Raw genomic sequence first — 20,862 nt, forward strand, 5'->3', positions numbered from 1 at the left:
GTAATCTCATCCTGAAAGCCTTTTGATACCAGTTCAAATGCATTAAACTCTTGTGGAGGTTTGATTTTCTCCTCAAAATACAAGTGTAATATTTCTTCTGTGTTAGTAGCGGAAATCACTTCAAAGTGATCTACTAAAAAATCAGGTAGCATAAATTTTAAAAGGTCTATAGGAGTCATCTCTAATTCTTAGATTACAAAGCTCTTATTTTATTTTGACATTTCCTCCCCAGGTTTTGTTCTTGATCCCTTTTTGTCGTAGTTTTTGTTAATCGGGAATATAATGGACGGCCTGACCCTTGTGGTCATGCCATAATGTTAAGGAGAAAAATCGAGAAGTTTTTAAAGAAGAATATAAATCTTTATTTTTTACTGGTTTTATAATACAGACAAATAGAATTAATTGGGCATTCCTCACATTTTGGTTGTGGTCTACAAATTTCTCTACCCAGAAATGAAATGGCCATTCCAATTTCTCTCCAAATTGATTTTGGTAAAATTTGCATAAGTAGTTTTTCGACTTTGATACCGTCTTTTGTTTCAGGGATTAATCCAATTCTTGGAGAGACACGAATAACATGTAAATCGGCGATGATTCCTTCTGCAGGAACTCCAGCCTCTCGCATTATAACGTTGGCTGATTTTCGTCCGATTCCTTTTAAAGCGGTTAGATTCTCCATTGTGAGAGGAATATTTTCATCTTTTTGGACTGTTTGTGCAATCTCAATTAACCAGTTGGCTTTGGTGCCAAAATTTCGAACTTTGGAAATATGCGGAATTAATGCATCAACATTCGAAACAGCCAGACTTTCCATGTTGGGGAAAATTTCAAACAAGGCTGGTGCAATTTTGTTAATATTGGCATCCGAATCTTGAGCCGAAAGGACTACCATAACGACTAATTGATAAAGGTTTTGGTAATCTAGTGGATGTTTTCGGTCTTTGTATCTTTCTAGAATAGGGGCTAATTTAGCCTCCCAATCATTTGTTTCTCTAAATAAATCCATTTTGAACAATTTTTGATTAACAATTTACGAAATATAAAAGCTTATTTTTCAATATCTTTTATAAATTCATCATACTCAAAATAAAATAATTCCAGGGCATTCATTTTTTCATTGAAAAAATCAAATATTTCATCCCAATACTTGCGATTGCTAACACTTACATTTCCTTTTTCAACCCAAATACGGCTAATGGTTTTTCCGTTTTCTAAAGTGTGATTTTTTTCAAATACTAAATCTTTGATAAATTCTTCCTCGAGTATATTTTTTAATGCTTGGAGTTTTTCAAAATATTGCGTGCGCAATTCTGTATTTCTCATTTCGATATCTATATGTACTTGGGCTTTGGTATTTTCGACATAGAATTTAAATGAAAAATCTTTTATTTTGGTATCGTACAGGACCCATTTTCTTGGGTATTTTTGCGCAAATTCGACCCAAAATTCGTGTTTTAGTTTTTGATTTTCTTCTTTGCTGTACATATTGTTAGGTTTTGAATGTTTAAAAATTTGTTTGGAACTTATTTCTAAAGTATATTTAGATATTATTTTATTTGCAAAAATAACCTTTGATTATGGATTTTCAAGATTTTTTACAAATTGTTCCTCATTTGGATGCTGTAAATCTTCCGGGAGAAGCGGCTCATAACATTATGGTGCCAAGTGAACGACTTGAAATTTTTAGAAAATTAAATTTTGAACAAATAAAGCCCAAAACAGCAGCAGTAATGATGTTGCTTTACCCCAAAGAGAGCATTACTCATTTGGTTTTGATAGTGCGAAATTCATACAAAGGTGTTCATTCTTCACAAATAGCATTCCCAGGTGGAAAATATGAGAAGGAAGATACCGATTTTATGCAGACAGCATTAAGGGAGACCTACGAGGAAATCGGGATTCAACAGGATAAAATTGAAGTGCTAAAAGCATTTACCCATTTATACATTCCTCCGAGCAATTTTATGGTCTATCCCTTTTTGGGAATTTGCAGGGACGAAATAGCTTTTTATCCTGATCCTACCGAAGTGGCAGACATAATTGAATTGCCATTAACTACTTTTTTAAGTGATTCCATTGTAGTCAATGCTGAAATGACGACTTCTTATGCTAAATCCATTGAGGTGCCTGCGTTCAAAATTGATGGGCACATTGTTTGGGGAGCAACAGCTATGATGTTAAGCGAATTGAAAATTGTTTTGAATTCTGTTTTGAATAAAATCAATTTTTGAATGGTTCGTTTTGTTAAAAGCATTGCCTTTTAATATTAAAAAAGGAAAAATAATCGTAATTTTGCAATCCCAAATCTAAAAACAAACAATCAATCTTATGGGATTATTTAAGCGAAATCCTTTTGGACACATACTATTTATAAAAAAATGGTTGATTAGAATCTTCGGATTTATTAGCCACAGACGTTATCGTGGTTTTAATGAACTACAAATTGAAGGTTCCGAAATTATTAAAAGACTTCCTAATACAAACGTTCTTTTTATTTCCAATCACCAAACTTATTTTGCAGATGTAACTGCCATGTTTCATGTCTTTAATGCCAGTTTAAGTGGGCGTGAAGATTCTATAAAGAATGTTTGGTATATGTGGAATCCAAAATTAAATATTTATTATGTGGCTGCCAAAGAAACAATGAGAGCAGGCTTACTGCCCCGAATCATGGCCTATGCGGGCGCAATTACTGTTGAACGAACATGGCGTGCCAAAGGTAAGGATGTAACCGAAAAAAAGGATGTAAATCCAAATGATACGGAGAATATTAAGATTGCATTGGCTGATGGTTGGGTAATTACTTTTCCGCAGGGAACAACCAAATCGTTTAAACCAGTTCGAAAAGGAACGGCTCACATCATAAAACAGCACAGACCTATAGTTGTCCCTATTGTAATTGATGGTTTTCGACGTTCATTTTGCAAGAAAGGGTTGTATATGAAAAAGAAGGGAATTCTTCAGTCACTTGTCATCAAAGAGCCTTTGGCAATTGATTATGATAACGATTCCATTGATGAAATTGTTGAAATGGTAGAATACGCCATTGAGCAACATCCATCTTTCCTTAAAGTAATTCCATTAGAGGAATTACAGGAACAAGAAGAGCTGAATAAAAAGAGACAATGGGAATATTAAAATAAAAAAAAGAGACATTTGTCTCTTTTTTTTATAAATCAATTTTCTTCAATTCTTCGAAGTTGTTCTGCAAACGCTTTAATAAAATTCCATAGATTAATTTATAAATCAACCAGAATGCGAAGGTGAAAATCGCTGTGGCCAAAATTAGTACGATGAACGATATCAAGGCAATGTTCAATGGCATTTCGGGATGAATGGCCCCATTTTTTGATGCTCCTTCCAAATAGCCTTCGTAAAACAAATAGCCACCAAAAATAATGAAAAACACTGCAAAAAATGACAGGTTAAATGCGATGTATTGCTTCACCACTTTTCGAGTTTTTAATATTGTGGAAATGAGTTTTTTGGTATTATCATCAACCGCAATTTTACGATACATTGTATAAAACTTGAAAATAAAATACAGAATAACAGCATATAATAGGACGGTTGCGGCTATATAATAGCCATAAACACCCAAATGTTTAATTAATTCTACGTTTTTCTCGTCGTATTTGGTAAACGATAAAGCCAATCCCAATACCAACCCTAATCCAAGTTCTATGATACTCACTATAAAAATCCACTTCACTACCGAAGATGATTTTTTATGAATCATTTTGTAAATTTCATTTTCCGATACCTGCTCAAAAGAAGCTGCGTTCTTTTTCCAGTCTTTTTTTAATAAATCCAACTCTTTCATACGCCTAATGGATTTAATATTTTTTTTAATTTCCCTTTTATACGATTCATTTTTACCCTTGCATTCACTTCACTAATTCCTAAAGTTTCCGATATTTCGGTATAATCCTTGTCTTCCAAATACATAAACACTAACGCTTTCTCAATATCATTCAGCTGATAAACCGCTTGGTACATCAATTTCAATTGCTCCTCTTCTTCATAATTGTATTCTATGTCATGCGTAAAATGTTGTCTCCCTTCGTACTCAACGGTTGCAATGCTGCGTTTACTCTTTCGATACAAAGTAATCGCCGTATTCAAGGCGACTCGATAAGCCCAAGTCGAAAATTTACTTTCCCCTCTAAATTTCGGAAAAGCTTTCCACAACTGAATCGTGATTTCCTGGAACAAATCCTTATGAGCATCCTCACCAGCAGTATACAATCGACAAATCTTGTGGATTATATTCTGGTTTTCTTGCAGTTGCTTGACAAAAGAAGGTTCTAGATTTTCACTCATATTCCATTAGTACGACACCCGCACATTTTGTTACAAAACGTCACTTTTTTATTTTAAATAAACATAATAATTAGGAGCACAAATCAATCACTCATAACAACATTTCTCCCGCTTTCTGTTTCAATCTTATAAGCCGAACACCGGCTTATAAGGATTTCCACGACAATCGGGGCTAATTCAGAAATTTAGCTTTTTATAAGACCTTTTCAAAGGAAAAAACGGTTATTCATAATTTATAACGGTCTTACTTTATAATAGTTCACCATCAAATTCACAAATTTGCTATAACTGTCCATACCATCTTTTTGTTGGTTGATTTTTAGGAATCGATCATAAAAAGCGTGGAATCCTGTCTCAATTGGGGTTTGGTATTGTTCCCAAAAATCTTCACTTTCTTGGTAGTTTTTCAAAATACCAGGATGGACGGTTTTGAGTAATTGTTTTAATACTTCTTCGTTTCGTACTTGCCAATTACCCAAACAATAGCGCAAAGCCATGCTATATCCTGAATATTGAAAGTACAGATTGTCATTTTTTATGGAAGACATAAAGCCTATAAAATTACATTCACTTTCACTTGCATATCCCATTTGATGGGCCATTTCGTGATTTGTCGTCATCGGGAAACTGTACATTGGACCTAAATAATTGACTTGTGCTTCATTGGTAAACGGATTCAGATAACCTCCAAAACCCATATAGGTGAGAGGCAAACTAAAAAGGGATTTCTTAATACTCAAATGTGAATAGGTGAAAAAATCATATTCTCTAGACAGATTTTTATATCCATTTTGATTCATTTCGAAAACTTGGTTTTGAGAATAGGGAAATACCACTTTCAAGCTGTCATTTTTTGTGATTTGACTTTGGATTGCATTCGTTTTGGCAATTAATTTTTTGGTAAAAGTCAATAAATCAGCATCGGTATAATCTCTTTCGATATTCATTTTTTCGAACAACGGTTCACGATAATAATTCAATGCCCAAAGAAGATGAAAGAAAAAATAAAACACGGAAAGAACGCTTAAAACTGTCAAAAGATTGTTTTTCCATTCTTCTTTCCAAGATTTTCTTTTTGTCCAAAGCCATTTGACAAGCATTACAATCAAAATAAAATACAAACAATCACCTATAGAGAGAGGAATTTTTCCAAAAACTATTCTCAAAGGCTTTGAAAAATAAACATACAATCCATTACTGTAAAAACGTTCTACACATTCTGGAAAAAACCGAATGATTTTTAGGATCATAATTTGTATCAACAAGAATAAGGGGAGAATGTAACTTCGTTTCATTTTTTATTAATTGTATTGTAAAGAAACAAATTTTGGTGGATTATTTATTTTAAAATAATTTAAAACTTTTATAAAACTAGCTTTAGGAGTTTGTAACTTTGAGGTTTTATTATTTTAAACGTTTTTAATTAAAAAATATACAACAGAATGAGTCAAGAGATAAGAAATCTAGAACCAAAAGCACTTTGGAACAAATTTGCCGATTTGAATGCGGTACCTCGTCCTTCCAAAAAAGAAGAACGTGTAATTGAGTTTATGAAAGACTTTGGTAACAGTTTGGGGCTGGAAACTTTTGAAGATGAAATCCGAAACGTAATTATTCGTAAGCCTGCCACACCAGGAATGGAAAACAGAAAAGCGCTTGTGTTGCAAGGACATTTGGATATGGTGCACCAAAAAAATACAGATACTGTTTTTGATTTTGATACACAAGGAATCGATATGTATGTAGATGGGGATTGGGTTCGTGCTAGAGGAACTACTCTTGGGGCCGATAACGGTCTTGGTGTTGCAACTATTATGGCAATTTTAGAAAGTAAAGACATTCCGCATCCAGCTATTGAAGCTTTGTTTACCATAGATGAAGAAACCGGAATGACGGGAGCATTGAATTTGCAAGGTGGAATTCTTAGAGGAGATATTTTATTGAATTTGGATACCGAAGAGGATGATGAAATTGGTATTGGATGTGCCGGTGGAATGGATGTTACCGCTACTGCAGAGTATGATGAAGAGGAAACTCCTGAAGGTTCTGTTGCTTATACTATTAAAGTAAAGGGACTGAATGGTGGACACTCTGGAATGGATATTCACAAAGGTTTGGGTAATGCCAATAAAATTATGAATCGTTTATTATTTGACGGTTTTGATAATTTTGGATTGCAAATTTCTGAAATAAATGGAGGAAGTCTTCGTAATGCAATCCCACGTGAAAGCACAGCAAAAGTAATTATTGCAGCTGTTTACGACGAGGCTTTTGTATTTGATATGCAACAAATTGTTAACGAAATCAAAGCAGAATTTCAAACTACTGAACCTAACTTGGAAGTGGTTTTTGAAAAATTGGATACTGTTCCAGCAACCGTAATGCCAACGATAGCCCAATTTTACTTCGTTAGAGCGATGTATACTGCTCATAATGGTGTCTATAGAATGAGTGCCGATTTTGATAATTTAGTTGAGACTTCTAATAATATTGCCAAAGTAGTGGTAGGAGAGGGGAAACTTTCTGTTCAATGTTTGACACGTTCTTCAGTAGAATCATCCAAATTTGATATGGCGAATGCTTTGCGTTCTGCATTTGAATTAATGGGTTGCGAAGTGGAATTCTCAGGATCATACCCAGGTTGGTCACCAAATCCTAAGTCTGAAATATTAGATGTTTTGGTTTCCATTTATGAAAAACAAAATGGTGAAAAACCAAATGTAGCGGCTTGTCACGCTGGATTAGAATGTGGAATTCTTGGGACAAACTATCCTGATATGGATATGATTTCTTTTGGACCAACCATTCATGGGGCACACTCTCCTGATGAAAGAGCAAGTATTTCTTCTGCTCAAAAATATTGGAAATTTGTATTGGAAATTTTAGAAAATATTCCAGTAAAAAAGTAGTCAGATTTCAGGTTGCAGATTTCAGAGTATAAAAATTAGACAATTTTGCATTAATACATAAAGCAGTTTAAAAATAATTCATTTTATTTTTAAACTGCTTTTTTCTGTCATCTGCAATCTATGATCAGCAAATTAATCCCTTTTCGGGCTATTTTTCTTTTCTCTCTTTTCTTCCTTTTTTTCTTTAGCGGTTTTAAGAGGCTCTTTTTTGACGGTTTTCTTAGCGTCTTGACTTTTTGACATAATAGTATATTTTTAGTTATTTTTTAATAATTGAATTTAGTCTAGTAAAGGTACCCATTTTTTTTGATTCAATATTAGATCATTACCGTTGTCTGTATACTTCTACACTATCTTTTTCTAATCTTTGCTTGAGCCAATTCATTAATTTTCTTTTAGAATCTAATTTCAATTCAGTTTTGCTTTTGTATAAAAGTACTGGAATTGTTTTGTTTTTGCTAGCATACTGTGTAATAGCAATTGGTTTAATTTCAGGAAATAGAATAGTAACTTCATTACTGACCTTTGTATTGTTGGCTTGATAATTTGAAATAGTTTTTTGTAAATTATTAATCAGTTCATCTTTATCGGCTCCAGATTTTTTATGGCTATTGATGGTATTTAGGATGTCATTTTTTAAATCAAAAGTGTCCTGCTTAATCAAGAGTTGTGTATTCATTAAATCATATTCTTTTAATTTCTGATTGAAGGATTTAATTTCGATAGGGTTGAATTTTTTGGACAAAAAAGCCAATTGTATAATTTTTGGATTGGTATTATAGTCTGTTTTTTTATAAATAAGAGTGTACTCTTTTTGAGGAAATTCCTTTTCGATGAATTCTTCAGTTCGCTGTATGTATTTTTTTTCGTCAAATAATCGATAGGCAAAATATACACTTGGAATAATCATAATTAGAAGAAGTGCTGTAATTCCTTGTTTCACCTGCTTTTGATGTTTCAAATCAATTTGTTTGGCAATTGGGTATTTTAAAAATTTGACAATGATAAAAGTGGCAATGCATATAAAAACACAATTTATAGTGTACAAATACAGCGCTCCTCCGAAAAATAGATAATTTGCGGTCGCTAATCCATAACCCGCTGTACACAAAGGAGGCATTAAAGCAGTAGCAATAGCTACACCCGGAATAGGATTTCCTTTTTCGACTCTGGTGACCGCAATAACTCCAACCAATCCCCCGAAAAATGCAATCAAAACATCATAAATATTGGGTGAAGTACGTGCCAACAGTTCTGATTGGACTTCTTTGAACGGACTTATATAAAAGTAAAGTGTCGAAACTATTAAGCTCACAATTGTTGCTATCGCGAGGTTTTTGATTGATTTTTTCACCAATTCAAAATCATACATTCCTAATCCAAAACCGGCACCTACGATAGGGCCCATTAAAGGCGAAATCAACATTGCTCCAATAATCACGGCAGTCGAATTGACATTGAGTCCTACCGAAGCAATAACAATAGCGCAGGCCAAAATCCATAAATTAGAACCTCGAAAAGAGATATTGCTCACTATATTTTCTAGAACCTTTTTTTTGTCTTCTTCTCCCTTTTGCAGGTCTACGAAATTGATGAGCTTGCTTATTAATCTGTTCATACTATTTTTTATTGTGAAAAATAACTATAAAGTTGATGAATTTAAATTGAAAGTTATTGTTCTTTTGGTTTTAAAAAAGAACCATCGATAATTAATAATGTGACTTTGTTTGCTGTTATGGAACGATGAGAACTCAAATCATCCGAAACAATGTAGATCATCCCTTGAGTGAGTTTATGAGTTTCTCCATTTTCGAGTTCGCTGACAAATTCACCTTCTAAGCAATGTACAATATGGCCTTTTTGACACCAGTGGTCAGCTTTGTAATTGTCTGAATAAATAACTTTTCGAATTCGAAGACCGTCTAATAGGGCAGTTTGCCAATAGGCTGTTCCCGTCGTTCCTTTGTGTTCTGTAGTTTCTATTTGATCCCAATCTATAGTTTGAAAAGGTATGGTGTACATTCCGTTTATTTTTTATTGAAAGTAAATTTAAGTAATAAAACACCATTTTTGTTCAATATTTAAAAATGAGGAGAATAAAAAATCCCCAACTACTTTCGTAATTGGGGATTCAAATCAAATCTATGTTTTATTAAGAAACCAAAACCCAAGCTCCGCTAGCTATTAAACTTTCAGCTTTCTTGAACTTCATTTCTTGTGTTTGCCCATTGGCAACATTTTGTATTGTCACTGTATCGTTACGGTTAATTTTTGGTTGATCGCGAACGATAGTTTCAGTTACTTGTCGTTGTTGAGTTTCTCCAGCTTCACGATTAGCACTTTCACTATTTGGAATTTCATCTTTGCTTAATTGGTAATCTTCCACTTGACGCTCGATTCTTGCTTCTTCAATTACAGGAGCATTTTGAGCTGGTAAATCACCTTTGAATAAAAACGAAATTACGTCTTTGTTCACATTGTCAAGCATACCACGGAACAAGTTGAAAGCTTCCAATTTGTAAATAAGCAATGGGTCTTTTTGTTCGTGAACGGCCAATTGAACTGATTGTTTCAATTCGTCCATTTTACGTAAATGTTTTTTCCAAGCTTCATCAACAATAGATAAAGTAATGTTCTTTTCAAAATCAGCTACCAATTGATTTCCTTCCGTTTCGTAGGCTTTCTTCAAATCAGTAACTACGTTAAACATTTTTATTCCATCTGTAAACGGAACTACGATACGCTCAAATTGATTTCCTCTGTCCTCGTAAACATTCTTGATGATAGGGAAAGCTTCTCTAGCACTTCTTTCTGTTTTTTGAGTATAAAATTCAAGGGTTGCTTTATAAAGTTTACCTGTGATTTCAATTTCGGTTAATTTAGAAAATTCCTCTTGTGTTACTGGTGATGTAAATGAGAAATAACGAATAATTTCAAATTCAAAATCTTTGAAGCTGTTTTTAGCTTTGTTTTCATCAACAATTAGTTCGCAAGTATCATAAAGCATGTTTGCGATATCCAATTTTAGACGCTCACCAAACAAGGCGTGACGACGACGTTTGTAAACTACTTCACGTTGTGCATTCATTACGTCATCATATTCCAATAAACGTTTACGAACTCCAAAGTTATTTTCTTCTACTTTTTTCTGTGCACGCTCGATAGATTTAGTCATCATCGAATGTTGGATTACTTCTCCTTCTTGCAATCCCATTCTGTCCATTACTTTGGCAACTCTTTCAGAACCAAACAAACGCATTAAGTTATCTTCAAGGGAAACATAAAACTGAGAACTACCCACGTCTCCTTGACGTCCTGCACGACCACGTAACTGACGGTCAACACGACGAGAATCGTGACGTTCTGTACCTACAATTGCCAAACCTCCAGCGGCTTTCACTTCAGGAGATAATTTAATGTCGGTACCACGACCAGCCATGTTAGTAGCGATTGTTACTACACCAGGTTTTCCGGCTTCCTCAACAATTTGTGCTTCTTGTTTGTGCATTTTTGCATTCAATACGTTGTGAGCTACACCACGCATTTTCAACATTCTGCTCAATAATTCCGAGATCTCAACCGAAGTTGTACCAATTAGAACTGGTCTTCCAGCTTTTGATAATTCTGTTACATCTTCAATAACTGCATTGAATTTTTCACGAGTTGTTTTGTATATAAAATCTTCTTTGTCTATACGAGCCATTGGTCTGTTAGTAGGAATCTCTACCACATCCAGTTTGTAGATTTCCCATAACTCACCAGCTTCAGTAACAGCTGTACCGGTCATACCACCCAATTTGTTGTACATTCTGAAGTAATTCTGTAATGTAATGGTAGCAAATGTTTGTGTAGCAGCTTCGATTTTTACATTTTCTTTGGCTTCAATCGCTTGGTGTAAACCGTCAGAATAACGACGACCATCCATGATACGACCTGTTTGTTCATCTACAATCATGATTTTGTTGTCCATGATTACGTATTCTACATCTTTTTCAAAAAGAGTATAAGCTTTCAGAAGCTGTGTCAAAGTATGAACACGTTCGCTTTTTACACCAAAATCTTGGAACAATCTTTCTTTTTCTTCCGCTTCGGCATCTTTGTCCAATTTTTTCTTTTCGATTGCAGCAATTTCGGTTCCAATGTCTGGAAGCACGAAAAAGTCAGCGTCAGTATCTCCTGAAAGGAATTTGATACCATTGTCTGTTAAGCTAACTTGGTTGTTTTTTTCTTCAATCACAAAATACAAAGCTTCATCCACTTTTGGCATTTCACGATTGTTATCTTGCATATAAGAGTTTTCGGTTTTTTGGAGCAATTGCTTAACTCCTTCCTCACTCAAAAACTTAATCAACGCTTTGTTTTTAGGCAAACTTCTATAAGCTCTCAATAATAAGAAACCACCATCTTTTGTATTTCCTTCTTTGATTAATTTTTTAGCTTCAGCAAGAAAACCATTTGCCAATTGACGTTGCAATGCTACTAAATTTTCAATTTTTGGTTTCAACTCATTAAATTCATGACGGTCTCCTTGAGGAACTGGGCCAGAAATGATCAGAGGTGTACGAGCATCATCAATTAAAACAGAATCGACCTCATCGACAATAGCGTAATTGTGTTTTCTTTGAACTAAATCTTCTGGCGAATGTGCCATATTATCTCTTAGGTAATCAAAACCAAATTCGTTATTGGTACCGTAAGTTATGTCTGCATTATATGCATTTTTTCTTCCTTGTGTACTCGGTTGGTGATTGTCAATACAATCTACAGTCATTCCGTGAAATTCGAATAGAGGTGCTTTCCAAGTGCTATCACGTTTTGCTAAGTAGTCATTCACAGTTACTAAATGCACACCGTTTCCAGTCAAAGCATTCAAGTATAAAGGTAAAGTAGCTACCAAAGTTTTTCCTTCCCCCGTTTGCATTTCGGCAACTTTACCTTCGTGCAAAACCATTCCGCCAATTAATTGAACGTCATAGTGAATCATGTCCCAAGTAATTTCTTTACCAGCAGCATTCCAAGTATTGGCCCAAATAGCATTATCACCATCAAGTGTAATGTAGCTTTTTGTAGCCGAAAGTTCTCTGTCTTTTGCGGTAGCGCTAACTACAACTTGTGAGTTATCTTTGAAACGTCTTGCAGTTTCTTTAACTACTGAAAAAGCTTCAGGAAGAATCTCCATTAATGTTTTCTCAGATATATCGTAAGCTTCTTTTTCAAGAGCATCAATTGCAAGATAAATATCTTCGCGTTTGTCAATGTCTTCAATGCTTTCCACTTCTACTTTAAGGGCAGCAATTTTGGCATCTTTTTCGGCACGTGCTTGTTTTATTTTTTCTTTAAAAAAAGCGGTTCTAGCTCTTAATTCATCATTTGACAAGGATTGCAAAGCGCTTTCAAAAGTCTTTATTTTGCTTAAATACGGTTGTAAAGCTTTGACATCTTTCTCAGATTTGTCTCCAACAAAGATTTTAATAATACTGTTTATGAAACTCATGATTTATTTTTATTTCTATTTAATGTAACTTGTGTATCTGTGTAAAATTAAACAAAAAAAAAGCCTCTTTTGAGACTTTTTCTTGGTTTACTTTTTTAATATTCATCCTCGTTCCAAAGATAATCTTCGTCCGTAGGATAATCTGGCCAAATTTCTTCCATTGATTCATATATCTCGCCTTCATCCTCAATAGATTGAAGGTTTTCTACTACTTCCAATGGAGCTCCTGCTCTAATAGCGTAGTCAATAAGTTCGTCTTTGTTAGCAGGCCACGGGGCATCACTTAAATATGATGCTAATTCTAATGTCCAATACATATTTGTCGATTTAGTTTGTGCAAAAATAAATTTTTTACTGAAAAAGACAAGTAAAAAATGATTTATTTTTTTTAAAATTAAGAACGTATTTTCAGACAACATATTTCGGGTAAGATATTCCAGATTTTAAAACCGAAAATATCCTCTAAATGCTGTTAACTGAAAACTGTTATCTGTAAATTTGATCCTATTTTCTAGGTATCCATTTCACTTCATCAGCCTTTAGGTCAAGAGACAATTTTCGTGCCAATACAAAAAGATAGTCAGAAAGTCGGTTTAAGTATTTAATCGCTATTTCGGCAACAGGTTCATTATGACTTAAATGCACTGCTAGGCGCTCTGCGCGGCGACAAACGCATCTAGTTATATGACAATATGACACAGTTTGGTGTCCGCCTGGTAAAACAAAATGAGTCATTGGAGGAAGTGCTTCTTCCATAGCATCTATTTCATTTTCCAATAATTCGATGTCGGTTTCTGTTATTCCAAGTTTTTTTAATCGAAGTTCGCCGTTTTTCATTACTTCTTTTTCAGGTGGAGTAGCCAGAATAGCACCTATGGTAAAAAGACGGTCTTGTACCTCAATTAGGATTTCTTTGTAATGATTGTTTATTTCTTGGTCACGAATGAGTCCAATATAAGAATTCAATTCGTCTATTGTTCCATAACTTTCTATGCGGGCATGGTCTTTTGGTACGCGAGTTCCGCCAAAAAGGGCAGTAGTTCCACCATCTCCGGTTTTTGTATATACTTTCATCAGAATTTATGATTTTAGATTGTAGACTTCTGAACTAAATCAGAAGTATTAAGTTAGATTTATAAACAAAATTACTTTATTAATTCGATTATTGAAGTAACAAACCGTTCCAATGCACCTTCACTAATATCAAAATACAAATCGGGTTCGATACATTCTATTTCCATTAAATGCAATTCAGTATCAATAAAAATTCCATCAACACGAGCATATAATAATTTGTCATGAAAAGTATTTACGACTTTTTGGGCTTTTTCTGTTAATTCTTGGCTTGGTTGTATCAAAGTGTATCTTCCTCCAAATTGTGACTGCACTCTAAAATCACCATCAATTGGTTTTTTATTAACGGCATGAGAGAATTTTTTATTGAAAAAGATAAAAGAGGTTTCCCCTAGTGTTTGGATTTCCGGTATGAACTCCTGAATAAGCAATTCTTTTTCTTGAGCTATTTTTGTGTACTCGTCATTTATTTTTTTGATATCTGATACATCAAAAACGGATGTTTGATAAGAACCTGCAGAAAAAGCTGGTTTTATAACTGCTTTTTTCCAATGTTTTGGAATTATTTTAGCAAGATTCAGATGTTCGGTTTTGTCAATGAAAATAGTGGGAAGAATTGAAATTCCTTCCTTTTCCATTTCGCGTAAATAAAATTTATGTTTGTTTTGCTTAATGATTTCAATTGGATTGAGTGTTTTGATGCCCAATTTTTCTATATGGTCAAGCCAAAGATTAAATTCGGTTTCTTTCTCAAAATAATCCCAAGTATTGCGAAAGATTAAATAATCAAAATCCCTCCAATTGATGGTTTTGTCATTCCAAATCACCGCTTTTGCAATGAGGTTGTGTTTGGCTAATTCTGGAATTAATTGTTGATCTGAGATTGTTAAATCAGGAAGTTTTTCACAGGTAAGTAAACCAATTGTCATTTGCTTTTGGGTCTAAGGTTTTGAGGAATTATTTATAGGATAATTCTAAAAATGTTATGCTGAATACTGCTATTTATATATTGTTTCTTCACGATACTGATCCTTCACGCTATCGCTCTCAATAATTCCATCTCTCAATCGAATAACACGATGTGCATAAGCTGCGATTTCCTCCTCGTGGGTTACTAAGATTACAGTGTTTCCTAGCGCATGAATGTCTCCAAAAAGTCTCATGATTTCCAAAGAGGTTTTACTGTCTAGATTTCCTGTTGGCTCATCGGCAAGAATGATAGAGGGTTTGTTGACCAATGCTCTCGCGATAGCAACACGTTGGCGTTGTCCTCCTGAAAGCTGATTGGGTTGATGATCCATTCTGTCGCCAAGATTTACTTGATTCAATACTTCAGTGGCACGTGTATTTCGTTCCGTTTTTGAATAACCCGCATAAATCATGGGTAAAGCCACATTATCAAGTGCAGTTGTTCTAGGTAAAAGGTTGAATGTTTGAAAAACAAAACCAATCTCTTTATTTCTAATTTCGGCCAATTCGTCGTCTTTCATATGACTCACATCTTTTCCGTTTAAAATGTAAGTACCAGAAGTTGGTGTGTCCAAACAACCCAATAAATTCATTAATGTAGATTTTCCAGATCCCGAAGGCCCCATTAAGGCTACATATTCCCCTTTATTAATTTCTAAGTCAATGCCTTTTAAAACATATACGATTTCATTTCCTAGTATAAAATCTCTCTTGATATTGGTGATTTTTATAAGTGGGTTTTTCATAAGAATATTGAATTGCTTCACCAGTTTGCCCTTTGGGCTCTTGTGTATATTGTTGATTTTCGTTTTAAAAGTACAAAAGACTTTTTGATTTATGATAAGTAGTTATAGATAGATTTTTGTTACAATTTATCGAATGTAATATCATTTTGGTTGACTTAGTTCTAATGTAGGGATTGTCTATTTAAATCAATTTTGTTTGTTGGCAGTTGTTCGCGTGAGTGATGGCAGTGGAGCTCTTTATTGAATTGTACCGCCTTTTAAGGTACAATTCAATAAAAGCGGGAACGAACAGCACGACCCATAGTTTTTACGGAGGGTCACGCCCAAATGTATCATTACTGCCTGATTTTCATTTGTTTCAGAATTTTTTTGATTGTTTATATAATTACCACATATAAATTAGATATGATGGAACTTGGGGTAAATTTGATTAAGAAATGTAAAAAAAAATCAAATATTATGGAAACTAGAAAATTTTTATTAGGAATGGCAGTAATTGCTTTGGGGTTTACATCTTGTAAGGATGAAAAAAAAATAAAGGCTGAGAAATCAATAGATACTTACGTTGTCTATGTTGATTCGTTAGAAAATGTTGATTCGTCTGCTATTAAAGAGAATTGGGAAACTATTCAGGCTAATTACGAATTGAAAAATGCGGAAGCAGAAGAAGCTTTGGTTAATTTGCATGAGGATGTAAAAGCACAAGGGCGTATTAATGAGAGTAGAGCGAAATACGAAGATTTGAAAGCTAAAATGGCTGCAGAGGCTGAAGCTACAATTGCAGCTAGCCCTAAACAACATTTGAGAGATGCACTGTTTGGAGAAGGGAAAGTTGGAGATGATATGAATTTTGGTTGGGTAAATGCCAAAAACATTCTTAGTGTTTATCAAATGTTTGTGGATACAGCCCAAAAAAATAAAGATAATTACACTCGTGAGGATTGGGACGAAGTGAAGTTGATGTATGAAGCATTGGACAGTAGAAAAAATACTGTGGAAAATGAAGGTCTTACTTCAAGTGACAACAATAAAATAGCTGGATTGAAATTAAAATTCGCACCAATGTACACTTTGAATAGAATGGGAGCCAAATCTACAGAAATGGAAAAAGCAAAAGAAAAAGGGTAATTAAATATTAATTCGATAAAAATGGCAGTCAGTAATGATTGTCATTTTTTTTATATAAATATTAGTTTAATTTTTTATTAATTTAGAAAGAAAATAAATGTTAAATATAATAATATGTGTATTTTATCGATTTTATGTGAATTTTAACGATTTTTAACTTTACGTTTTGATTCTTATGCTGTAAATTTGCGGTATTAAAAGTTTCTAAGAACTATTAGTAGGTTATCTATTCAAACTTTGTATTTTGAAAAGTTTAGTTCTATAATATTTATAGATTTAGTTATTCAAAATGGGAATTGACAGTCATGGGGGTGACTGTCTTTTTTTTTGCCATTAATTGTAATGGTTTCATTTGGTTATTGATTTTTGGTATAAAAAAAAGCCTTGATATAAGGCTTTTTTTATCTAGTTTGATATTTTGTATATTTTAGTAATGTCTTTCAATATTTCGGTAAAGTTGATCTTAAGGTCAATTAATTTCCCACTATGAATATCAAAAATCCATCCATATACTCTTAAACCTCTTTCTTTGAATGCTTTTTGAACTTCTGCAGTTTTGATGACATTGATGCATTGTTCCTGTACATTCAATTCCACTAGTTTTTTGTATTTTTCCTCTTCATTGGTTATGGCATCGAGTGTTTTTTGGTGGATTCGGTAAACATCCCTAATGTTTCTTAGCCAAGGATTTAATATTCCCAAATCCGATTGCTGCATAGCGGCAAGCACACCGCCGCAGCCATAGTGTCCACAAACAACAATATGATTAACTTTTAATTGCACTACCGAATAATTGATAACCGACATAGAGTTTAGATCTGTATTAGGAACCATATTGGCAATATTGCGATGTACAAAAACCTCCCCGGGTTCCAATCCCATAAGCTCTTCGGCAGAAACTCGGCTATCCGAACAACCAATATAAAGAAACTCAGGTGATTGTCCTTTTGAGAGTTTTTCGAAATAATTTTCATCAGTTTGGAGTTGTTTGATGATCCATTTTCTGTTATTTTCAAAAATTTGTTTGATATCCATAATGTGATTTTGAATTTTAAATGTACAAATCTAGGTTCTGATTACAAAATGCTGTTTGGGTTGTTCGTATCTAAAGAAAACCAATCCCCATTGAAAAGTATCAATACTTACGGTAACTTTGGGATTGCTTTTTATGATTTCCCAGGCTTCTTCCATTTGTACAGACCAGTGAATATCATCAAATATCCACACAGTTTCGTTAGTTATAGTAGGCAAAAGCAATTCAAAATATTCTAAGGTTGCCTTTTTCGAATGGTTACCGTCGAAGTAGATTAGTTGATAGTTGATGGTTGATGGTTGATGGTTTTTAAGATAGCTGCTGAATTCTGTTACTATTGAATTTATATTATTGCAATTGAATTTTTGCAATTGCAATTGAGCTTGTTTGGATGTTTCTGGACAGCCTTCTAAAGTTACAATAGATGCTTTTGTATTTCCCAATGATAGGGCGGAAGTGGCCAATCCAAGGGAAGTTCCAATTTCTAAAATGGTTTCAAGTTGAAAATAATTAGTAATCCTAAACAATAACTTTGCACGTTTTGGAGTAATTCCTGCAGTTTTGGCAATCTGTGCAATTTGTCTCGAATTGGATTTAAAAACTCTTGAACCCGCTCCGAAGTCAGTAACTTCAATGGTGTTTTTGTTTTGTAAAAGATCGTTTCGGTAATTCTTTAAAACTACATATTCTGGTTTGAATTTCTTGTCATAAAAACATTTGGTCAGTAAGCTAAATACAAATGGTGAGTGTACAGCATGTTCGTTTTTTGAATGCCAAAGAAATTGTAAATAGGATTTTATTTGAAATAACATAAAAGTTCAATCAAGGTTTTGCAAAGTATTGGCGAAGATACTAAGATAATAGCCCAAAGTCCAAAGTCTTAAAGTGGAAAGTTGTAATGACTCACCGTTTTAAGAATATTGGTATGGTTTGGACTTTCGACTTTATGACTTTGAAACTTTACGACTTTAAAAGACTATATTTGCGCCCTTATAATTTATGCCAACAATAGCAATAAATTTTTTATGATGATGAAGGAAGTAATAGAGGATAGAAGCGTAATAACATTGGAAGAAATCAATCAATGCATCGCTATTTTGACACAATTGAATACCGATACCGATCAGATTTTTGAGATACCAAAAGAAGAAAGAATAGCTTTAATTAAAGCGGCTGGACAATTTTCACGCCCTGACAGAGACGAGTTTGCGAAAAGGAAAAAGGACGGAAAAGCATTGGCCAAACGCAAACAAGAAAAGAAAGACAGAACGGCTCGTAAGGAAACCGGAATTCGTTCTGCTCGTGAAGCAAGTATTTTTGTGGCTCCAAAACTTTTGGGTCATAATGATCTTGCGAGTAAAGAGCAATTGGAACTGGAGACGCCTAGAAAATGTTATGTGTGTAAAACAGAGTTTACCAAAATGCACCATTTTTATGACTCTATGTGTCCTGATTGTGGTGATTATAACTATGCCAAACGTTTTCAAACTGCGGATGTAAAAGGACAAATTGCAGTGATTACAGGTTCTCGCCTAAAAATTGGATACCATATTACGTTGATGTTATTACGTGGTGGAGCAACAGTTGTTGCAACGACTCGTTTTCCGGTGGATTCGGCGTTGCGTTTTTCCAAAGAAGATGATTTTATGGAATGGGGACACCGTTTGAAAATTCACGGATTGGATTTGAGACATATTCCGAGCGTGGAGATTTTTTGCAATTTTATTGAGCAAAAATACGGTCGATTGGATATTCTAATCAATAATGCTGCGCAAACTGTGAGACGTCCTGCGGGATTTTATACTCACTTAATGGAAAATGAAGAACGTCCAATTGGTTCTTTGCCACAACAAGCACAAGAGTTGTTATTGGATCATACCAATTGTTTGGATGAATTAAAAGTATTGACCAGTGGGGCTTCTTCCAATCAGAATATGCCGGTAACTTGGCATGGACCGGAACCTGGAATTGGTTTAAGGGCTTCCGCAAAATTATCGCAGATTCCATATTCTTTTGACAATACGTTGGTAGCACAAGAAGTTTTCCCTGAAGGAGAACTCGACGCCGATTTGCAACAGGTAGATTTACGAAAAGTGAACAGCTGGCGTTTGAAGTTGGGACAAATAGAAACTACAGAAATGATTGAAGTACAGCTTGTGAATTCGGTTGCGCCTTTTGTGTTATGCAATCGCCTTTCGGAAGTGATGAAGAAAGACAACACAGGGAAAAAACACATCATTAATGTTTCGGCGATGGAAGGTAAATTTTACCGTGATTTCAAGGAAGACAGACATCCACATACCAATATGGCCAAAGCTGCCTTGAATATGTTAACGCATACTGCAGCAGGAACGCTTGCCAAAGACGGAATTTTCATGAATGCTGTTGATACTGGTTGGGTAACCGACGAAGATCCAGCAGAACTGGCCAAAAGAAAACAGGAAGAGCAGGATTTTCAGCCACCACTAGATATTGTAGATGGAGCTGCAAGAGTTATGGATCCGTTGTTTGATGGTATCAACACAGGAAAGCATTGGTGCGGTAAATTTTTGAAAGATTACAATCCGATTGCTTGGTAAAAATTGATTGATTATTCAGCTAAAAACAAAAACCACAACAGAATCTTATTCCGATGTGGTTTTGTTTTTTTATTGTGAGCTAAATTTAAATCCTCTTGGGTGAATGCTCCTAATTTACTGAAATTAGTTTTACATCAAAAATAAGTACCGAACCGCCGGGAATACCATTGTAATAATAATTCCCATATCCTAAATGTGCAGGTATCAAAAGGATGCCATTACCTCCAGCTTTGAAATGAGGAATGCCTTCCGTCCAGCCTTTTATCACTTGGTTAAGGCCAAAAGAAATCCCTGAAGCACTACTTTCGTCGAATACTGTTCCGCTGGTATAATATCCTTTATAGGCTACAGTTACATTAGATGTTGCAGTTGGCTGTGTTCCGGTTCCGGGTTCTTTAATTATATAATATAGACCAGACTCGCTTTTTTGTGCAGTTAAATTATTTTTTGCCAGATAATCGGTGATTTCTTTGTCGTTTTTGGCAACGTAATCAATGTTTTCTTCTTTGTCATTGGAAGAAGAACAAGAAATAAAAAGAGTTAAGGCCACAAAGGCAGATAATAAGTGTTTCATAGAAATGGGCATTGTTATTCAATTTACTTTTAT

At 34.3% G+C, this 20,862-nt stretch carries 20 protein-coding genes; 5 read left to right on the top strand and 15 right to left on the bottom strand.

Annotation, left to right across the window (positions count from 1 at the left end; all coding sequences use genetic code 11):
• Nucleotides 1-361: 361 nt before the first annotated feature.
• On the bottom strand, nt 362-1,006 hold the full coding sequence (locus tag AC1DY0_RS12110; RefSeq protein ID WP_477188858.1) for an endonuclease III domain-containing protein: 645 nt from the start codon (nt 1,004-1,006) through the stop codon (nt 362-364).
• 41 nt (nt 1,007-1,047) lie between these two features.
• Nucleotides 1,048-1,485, bottom strand: coding sequence for a DUF4268 domain-containing protein (locus tag AC1DY0_RS12115; protein WP_477188859.1), 438 nt, complete (start codon nt 1,483-1,485; stop codon nt 1,048-1,050).
• Nucleotides 1,486-1,577: 92 nt separating this feature from the next.
• Between AC1DY0_RS12115 and AC1DY0_RS12120 the strand changes: the two genes are divergently transcribed.
• Together AC1DY0_RS12120 and AC1DY0_RS12125 are read left to right on the top strand one after the other, a co-directional pair.
• Nucleotides 1,578-2,231 (top strand): NUDIX hydrolase, encoded by a 654-nt coding sequence (locus AC1DY0_RS12120; RefSeq protein WP_477188860.1) that lies wholly within the window; start codon nt 1,578-1,580, stop codon nt 2,229-2,231.
• A 97-nt stretch (nt 2,232-2,328) separates the two neighbouring features.
• Nucleotides 2,329-3,138 (top strand): lysophospholipid acyltransferase family protein, encoded by an 810-nt coding sequence (locus AC1DY0_RS12125; protein ID WP_477188861.1) that lies wholly within the window; start codon nt 2,329-2,331, stop codon nt 3,136-3,138.
• A gap of 31 nt (nt 3,139-3,169) precedes the next feature.
• Here the strand turns inward: AC1DY0_RS12125 and AC1DY0_RS12130 are convergent, their stop codons facing one another.
• The 3 genes from AC1DY0_RS12130 to AC1DY0_RS12140 form a co-directional block, all read right to left on the bottom strand.
• A complete protein-coding gene (locus AC1DY0_RS12130) occupies nt 3,170-3,823 on the bottom strand; it encodes a hypothetical protein (RefSeq protein ID WP_477188862.1) in 654 nt (217 codons plus the stop codon).
• Nucleotides 3,820-4,323: an RNA polymerase sigma factor gene (locus AC1DY0_RS12135; RefSeq protein WP_111409049.1), complete on the bottom strand. Its 504-nt coding sequence runs from the start codon at nt 4,321-4,323 to the stop codon at nt 3,820-3,822. Before AC1DY0_RS12135 ends, AC1DY0_RS12130 begins: the two co-directional genes overlap by 4 nt.
• Before the next feature lie 233 nt (nt 4,324-4,556).
• Nucleotides 4,557-5,618 carry a DUF3810 domain-containing protein gene (locus tag AC1DY0_RS12140; protein WP_477188863.1) on the bottom strand — a complete coding sequence of 354 codons (1,062 nt, stop codon included), beginning with the start codon at nt 5,616-5,618 and terminating at the stop codon, nt 4,557-4,559.
• A gap of 147 nt (nt 5,619-5,765) precedes the next feature.
• Here AC1DY0_RS12140 and AC1DY0_RS12145 point away from each other — a divergent pair, with 147 nt between their 5' ends.
• Nucleotides 5,766-7,232 (top strand): aminoacyl-histidine dipeptidase, encoded by a 1,467-nt coding sequence (locus AC1DY0_RS12145; protein WP_477188864.1) that lies wholly within the window; start codon nt 5,766-5,768, stop codon nt 7,230-7,232.
• Between the two features lie 325 nt (nt 7,233-7,557).
• Here the strand turns inward: AC1DY0_RS12145 and AC1DY0_RS12150 are convergent, their stop codons facing one another.
• The 7 genes from AC1DY0_RS12150 to AC1DY0_RS12180 all read right to left on the bottom strand — a co-directional run bounded on the left by AC1DY0_RS12150 (nt 7,558) and on the right by AC1DY0_RS12180 (nt 15,515).
• Nucleotides 7,558-8,850 (bottom strand): DUF389 domain-containing protein, encoded by a 1,293-nt coding sequence (locus tag AC1DY0_RS12150; protein ID WP_477188865.1) that lies wholly within the window; start codon nt 8,848-8,850, stop codon nt 7,558-7,560.
• 53 nt (nt 8,851-8,903) lie between these two features.
• On the bottom strand, nt 8,904-9,254 hold the full coding sequence (locus tag AC1DY0_RS12155; protein ID WP_477188866.1) for a DHCW motif cupin fold protein: 351 nt from the start codon (nt 9,252-9,254) through the stop codon (nt 8,904-8,906).
• Nucleotides 9,255-9,384: 130 nt separating this feature from the next.
• Nucleotides 9,385-12,726 (bottom strand): preprotein translocase subunit SecA, encoded by a 3,342-nt coding sequence (gene secA / locus AC1DY0_RS12160; RefSeq protein WP_477188867.1) that lies wholly within the window; start codon nt 12,724-12,726, stop codon nt 9,385-9,387.
• Nucleotides 12,727-12,821: 95 nt separating this feature from the next.
• On the bottom strand, nt 12,822-13,043 hold the full coding sequence (locus tag AC1DY0_RS12165) for a DUF2795 domain-containing protein (protein ID WP_007138072.1): 222 nt from the start codon (nt 13,041-13,043) through the stop codon (nt 12,822-12,824).
• A gap of 187 nt (nt 13,044-13,230) precedes the next feature.
• Entirely contained in the window at nt 13,231-13,800 is a 570-nt protein-coding gene (locus tag AC1DY0_RS12170) for a cob(I)yrinic acid a,c-diamide adenosyltransferase (RefSeq protein WP_477188868.1), read from the bottom strand.
• Between the two features lie 71 nt (nt 13,801-13,871).
• Complete coding sequence (locus AC1DY0_RS12175) at nt 13,872-14,729, bottom strand: ATP-grasp domain-containing protein (protein ID WP_477188869.1); 858 nt, start codon at nt 14,727-14,729, stop codon at nt 13,872-13,874.
• A 69-nt stretch (nt 14,730-14,798) separates the two neighbouring features.
• Entirely contained in the window at nt 14,799-15,515 is a 717-nt protein-coding gene (locus AC1DY0_RS12180; protein ID WP_477188870.1) for an ABC transporter ATP-binding protein, read from the bottom strand.
• Nucleotides 15,516-15,974: 459 nt separating this feature from the next.
• Here AC1DY0_RS12180 and AC1DY0_RS12185 point away from each other — a divergent pair, with 459 nt between their 5' ends.
• Entirely contained in the window at nt 15,975-16,643 is a 669-nt protein-coding gene (locus AC1DY0_RS12185) for a hypothetical protein (RefSeq protein ID WP_477188871.1), read from the top strand.
• Between the two features lie 405 nt (nt 16,644-17,048).
• Here the strand turns inward: AC1DY0_RS12185 and AC1DY0_RS12190 are convergent, their stop codons facing one another.
• Nucleotides 17,049-17,678 (bottom strand): carbonic anhydrase, encoded by a 630-nt coding sequence (locus AC1DY0_RS12190; RefSeq protein ID WP_477188872.1) that lies wholly within the window; start codon nt 17,676-17,678, stop codon nt 17,049-17,051.
• Nucleotides 17,679-17,708: 30 nt separating this feature from the next.
• Nucleotides 17,709-18,488 (bottom strand): O-methyltransferase, encoded by a 780-nt coding sequence (locus AC1DY0_RS12195; protein ID WP_477188873.1) that lies wholly within the window; start codon nt 18,486-18,488, stop codon nt 17,709-17,711.
• 213 nt (nt 18,489-18,701) lie between these two features.
• On the opposite strand from AC1DY0_RS12195, the gene AC1DY0_RS12200 reads away from it, so the two are divergent.
• Nucleotides 18,702-20,255 (top strand): SDR family NAD(P)-dependent oxidoreductase, encoded by a 1,554-nt coding sequence (locus AC1DY0_RS12200; protein ID WP_477188874.1) that lies wholly within the window; start codon nt 18,702-18,704, stop codon nt 20,253-20,255.
• 109 nt (nt 20,256-20,364) lie between these two features.
• Here AC1DY0_RS12200 and AC1DY0_RS12205 read toward each other — a convergent pair whose 3' ends face one another.
• Nucleotides 20,365-20,829 (bottom strand): FKBP-type peptidyl-prolyl cis-trans isomerase, encoded by a 465-nt coding sequence (locus AC1DY0_RS12205; RefSeq protein ID WP_477188875.1) that lies wholly within the window; start codon nt 20,827-20,829, stop codon nt 20,365-20,367.
• Nucleotides 20,830-20,862 lie beyond the last annotated feature (33 nt).

The organism is Flavobacterium sp. P1_E4, from assembly GCF_056405915.1.